The sequence below is a fragment of the Shewanella sp. Isolate13 genome (genome assembly GCF_022398325.1).
Lineage (GTDB): Bacteria > Pseudomonadota > Gammaproteobacteria > Enterobacterales > Shewanellaceae > Shewanella.
The window spans coordinates 1-4,931 of sequence record NZ_JAKEVD010000067.1; the positions used below are offsets into that span (position 1 = coordinate 1).

The window sequence follows — 4,931 nt, forward strand, 5'->3', positions numbered from 1 at the left end:
GTATAGTTTTATAAAAAAGTGCCATTATATAATATAAATGGCACTAACTATATATCTATGTTAAAAATCAACCTCTAATTCATTAGGTTTAATTTCTGCCTTGACAGAACATTCATTTATTAACATTTGCGTATAGATTTTATCAGCAATAGTGTCAATTCCTAAGTGGTCACCTGGATTTTCATCTAACCATAACTGAATTTCTTCTAAGCCATAGTTACAATACTCCTCAAAGACTTTAATTGAATCTGCAATATTTTCGTCTTTCAAACAAACTCCATTCTTGTTTGTAATCAGAGCCAAAAGATAAATGAAAGCATCTTTTTGATCCGTTGCATATGTTTCCAATGAAATTGAAATGGTGTCACTACTTAAAGGCTTTCTCTTACCCTTATTGTAACCAACCATTGAAGCGAAGACCATCAAGTCTTTAATGTAAGTGAACACCTTATTGCTAATGCATAGTTTATCAACTAAAGGTTCGTTAATTCGATCTCTCTTAACGCTTAATTTATTAACATTAACATTAGTATTAGTATTAGTATTAGTATTAGTATTAAACATAGCAGCCAACCTTCTCTAAAACTGTACAGTCAATCATTTGACCATACCGCACAGTGTCATATTCCTTCCCTAGAACAGTAATCGAATCTAGACTTTTGTTATTCGCATCAGAAGACTCTTCTAATACCATATTATATTCTACACCAATCTTCTCTCTAATATTATCTTCGACAGCCCCTTCCCAGTGACTTGATGATAATAATAGAATAACTTGCTCGACTGAATTCGGAATAGCTTTAGCTACATGCCCTTTATATTTATTATCTAAATCACCGAATGGAGCATCGATAACAAATGGAGCAATGGCTCCTGGAGTTAGGATTTGACCCTGAGCATTTTTCCGCTCTCTTGAGAGCTCAATTAATGATGCGATGAAAGTCAAGCTCAACAATAAAGCTTGACCATCACTTTCTGGTACAATATTGTCATTCCGATCTACAAGTCTAATATCAAATGTAGCCGGATTCAACTTTGCTTTATAATCTTGTCTAACAAAGTACTCCAAATACTTATTTACTTTAGATATGATCCTATATTCCACATCTTTTTCAGCTTTGGATAAAGTAGTATTTAATGCTTCTTCAACCTTTTCAGCATAATCAGTAAGCTGCTTATATTTATTCATTTCTGTTGAAAATGTATCTAATCTATTTAATTCTGATTTTTTTAATACAAGCTCCGCTTCTTCAGACTTAATTAAACTCCTTGCTCTTTCAGAAGACCTAATCTCTTCTTTAAGATTTCTTCTCAACCTTTCTCTTTCTTTTTCTATCCCCTGTATATCCTCTAAACTTTGAACGCCTTTAATTTTTACGTTAAGCTCTTCAAGCTCGTGTTTCAGATTAACAATTGCAGACTCTGAGTCGGCTAGCGATTTAATATTAGTAGTAAATCTACTTTTAGCTTTAGCCGCGTCATTCTTAATATAAGTCAACTGAGCTCTTGCCTTTTGGATCCTAGATTCCAACCTAGGGTCTGCTGCTTGTTTGAGCATATCTGTAATACGATTAAAAGCATCTGTACCAGGCTTTACATCACAGCCACATATACAAATGCTCTCTTTTAGAATATCTGTAACTAATTGTTCATTATATGGTGCCGGAACTGTACCTTTAAATTCTGACTCATCAATAAAGTCAAGCGCTAATTCTGAGAGTTTATATCCAAATACTGTTGTAGCAAAGTCTGTTACTAATACTCTCTTCTCTTTTTGCGAGTTCGTTAATAATTGCTTTTCTCTAGATAGTTGCGATTCAATCTTTACTCTTAGTCCGTGTATATGCTTAATTGCTGTACTATCAGAATTAGCCAATGATTCTTCTATTTCTTCTAATTTACTCTCATACAATGCAATTGAAGCTTCGACGCTCGTCAGTTGTTTTCTGTTTCTTTCAATGCTGTCCTGAAGTGATACAATTTGATTTTGAACCTTTGACAATACACCTGATTTATCTGCATTTGAAAAACTCTTTTGATATTCTTTCTTAATATTTCGAACATCTTTTAGAGCTAACTCAGCAATAGTAAAACCCATTATCTCTCTTACTGCGGTTTTTACTACTGAATCTCCCCTTGAACCAGACATTTTTCCAATTCCTTCACCTTGGAAGAAAAAGTATTTTGCCATATCTTTTGGGATCACAGAATTAATAAAAGAGTTTGCTTTATCCACTTCCGTATAAGAGTCGTCAATAACTTCAAAAATACGGAATACTTGTCCACCTTCACCAAATGCCCGTTGAACTAGATATATTCTTCCACCGTCATCTTCAAATTCAACTGAAACACCATAGCTTTTAACCCCCTCAGATTTGGCAACCTTATTAAGCAAACTTTTTGGATCTTTGAAGTTACTAGTAAAGATTTCATAAAAACACCAGAGGATTGCATTCAAAAAAGCAGTTTTACCAGTACCATTCTCTGCATGTATTAAAGTGACATTTTTAATACTATCTGTAGAAAAAAAAATTTCTTGTGTACCATAAAACTGTCTGAAGTTACGTAATTCAATTCTTCTAAACTTCATTTTTATTCCCTTCTTTTACTGCTCTACTGATCTCTTCTCTAAATTTGCTTAACCTCTTCATGGAACTCTCATCACCATAATAAGACTGCCTTTCGATGTTAACTAATCTTCTTGCTACTTCATGATATTCATCAATCGGGTCATCAGCGGCTTTCCAAGCAGCCATAAACTGCTTTCTCAAATCATTCTCAATAGTCATAATTTAATCCATTTTCTTCTATGTTTCGTTCTATTTCAATTTTGTTTGTTGCTAATAAAGCAAAGTCATTTATGCGCTCGGCCTCTGAGAGTCTTAGCTTTTTAGAGGCTTGACTATCATTAATAGGTAATACAACAAAATCATAAATAACAGAAAGATGTTTATTTTCTGATTTCCTCAAAATCCGCCCGCGTCTTTGAACATATTGCCTTGGGTTCTTTGTACTCGCTAATATGTATGCAGTTTTACACGCAGGTACATCAATACCTTCATCTAAAACCTTCATAGCGACTAAACCATTTATAGTTTTATCTTTAAAAGCTGACATTACGGATTTTCTTTTTTTCCGGGATAGTTTACTTGTAAACTTTGACACTCTCCAGCCATTACCATTAAGCACTTTAGATACTAAATCGATAACTTTCTCATCCTCTTCTGAATATTCAGAATAAGGTTTTCCTTCTCCTGAATAAAACAGCGTATGGGATTTCTGCTCTTCATCAGGATTCGTAGTTAGCTCTTTCAATTTAACAAGCTTGTTTTTTGCTGAACCTAATAAGCGGCTTCTAAAACCACAGAATTTTGTTAGATTCTCTCGCTCCTTCTTATCAAGTCCATTTGCCTGCTGTTTTAGTATCAGCTTAACAATCTTATTACTTAGATCTTCATATTTTTCTTGTTCTTCTGAAGTAAGGTAGACTGGGATAATATGGTATTCATATGGGGTAAGTACACCATCATTGATCGCATCCGCCAAGCTATAACAAGCAACAATATCACCATAGTAAGAAACTAAGCGTGTCTTAGCGTCATTTGGAAATGGGGTTTCTATCTCCTCATCATCACTACGAAACGGTGTCGCAGACAATCCCATTCGATAATATGCATCAGGCAAAACCGAATTAATGTTTTTGGAACCATGATTGTGACATTCATCTCCAATTAACATTAATGAGTTATTGTTAATTCGCTTTATTTGCATCTGAAAACTATCAGACACTAACGTTCTATTAACAACAACAACAACACAAAAATCAATAACTCCAATTTCAAAATAATCAATATTATTCCGTAGCTGTTCTTCCCAAGTCACTCTAGAGTCAAAGCAACAAATTGCGGAAATATTAAAAAGTCTTAAATTATCTACCCATTGCAAAGCAAGCTCGACATATGGTACAGCGATAACTATGAATAACTTTTGTTCTTTCCTCTTTAGTGCTTCATAAATTTTTATTGCACCATAAATTGAAGTGATAGTTTTACCTGAGCCGGTTGCTAATTTTAAAATACCTTTAAAGCAATTACTTTTCCAAGCGGATAATGCGTCTCTTTGGTGTTTAAAAATATTAAAGTCATTACCACCTAACTTTGTAGGAATAATTGGCTCGTTGGAACGGCTTTCTTTTGTTCTAGATTCAAATTCGTCCTCAAAATCGATATTTATACTGAAATCAATATTCTCTTCTGAAACGTATGTAGAGATTTTTTCATATGTTGCAGAAGGTACGTCTAGTGTTATAGTTTCAACCTCCTGATTTGACCAGAGTCTATCAAATCCATCAATAAACTCCTGTCCATAGGCTTTAAAAATTTCGTCATCCCAACTTTTATAAACACTTATTGATTCTGCATTAAGTGATGTAACCATTCCATGAGGAGTCTCATTTGCAGAACCTTGAAATACAACAATGTTATTCGTCTTATCACGAAAAATACCAACTTTTTCGTGATACATACCAGCTCTTCTAAGTGCAAACTTTATTTCTAAGTTGCCACATGCAATTAACCAAGCCAACAGTTCTAAACGCTTACACTCTAATTCATCACTACATAATATATCTTCAAGCTTTTGAGATAGATTATTTTGATGTTCTTTTAATAATATTCCATGTTTAACAGCTTCAAATTCTTCATTTGAAAGTGGGTGCCCAATGATCAGTCGCATTGTCCCATTTACAGCTATAAGTCTACTAAGGCCTTTTGCACTCATGGATAAAATTGACGAAGAGAAATATCCAACGGCTCGATCATAAGAAGTAGCTACTGATAACGATGGTTTATAGAAATCATTATAAAGATCATCTTTACCTGTACGGTAAACATTTTTTAAATTTAAGCTTTCTAGACAGGACATCCAATCTC

At 33.8% G+C, this 4,931-nt stretch carries 4 protein-coding genes; all 4 read right to left on the bottom strand.

Going from position 1 to position 4,931, the window contains the following annotated elements; all coding sequences use genetic code 11:
* Positions 1-60: 60 nt before the first annotated feature.
* Positions 61-564, bottom strand: a complete 504-nt coding sequence (locus L1D44_RS21560; RefSeq protein ID WP_239893245.1) for a hypothetical protein — start codon at positions 562-564, stop codon at positions 61-63.
* The gene (locus L1D44_RS21565) at positions 557-2,590 is read right to left on the bottom strand and encodes an AAA family ATPase (RefSeq protein ID WP_239893246.1); all 2,034 of its coding nucleotides are present in this window, start codon (positions 2,588-2,590) and stop codon (positions 557-559) included. The genes L1D44_RS21560 and L1D44_RS21565 overlap by 8 nt, the downstream gene beginning before the upstream one ends.
* Positions 2,580-2,789, bottom strand: coding sequence for a hypothetical protein (locus tag L1D44_RS21570; protein WP_239893247.1), 210 nt, complete (start codon positions 2,787-2,789; stop codon positions 2,580-2,582). Before L1D44_RS21570 ends, L1D44_RS21565 begins: the two co-directional genes overlap by 11 nt.
* Positions 2,779-4,931 (bottom strand): helicase-related protein (locus tag L1D44_RS21575; protein WP_239893248.1); only part of this gene is annotated, 2,153 nt, incomplete at its 5' end. The genes L1D44_RS21575 and L1D44_RS21570, both read right to left, overlap by 11 nt.

Coding starts and splice junctions, on each gene's coding strand:
- L1D44_RS21565 (WP_239893246.1), bottom strand. CDS start 2,590: ATGAAGTTTAGAAGAATTGAATTACGTAACTTCAGACAGTTTTATGGT.
- L1D44_RS21560 (WP_239893245.1), bottom strand. CDS start 564: ATGTTTAATACTAATACTAATACTAATACTAATACTAATGTTAATGTT.
- L1D44_RS21570 (WP_239893247.1), bottom strand. CDS start 2,789: ATGACTATTGAGAATGATTTGAGAAAGCAGTTTATGGCTGCTTGGAAA.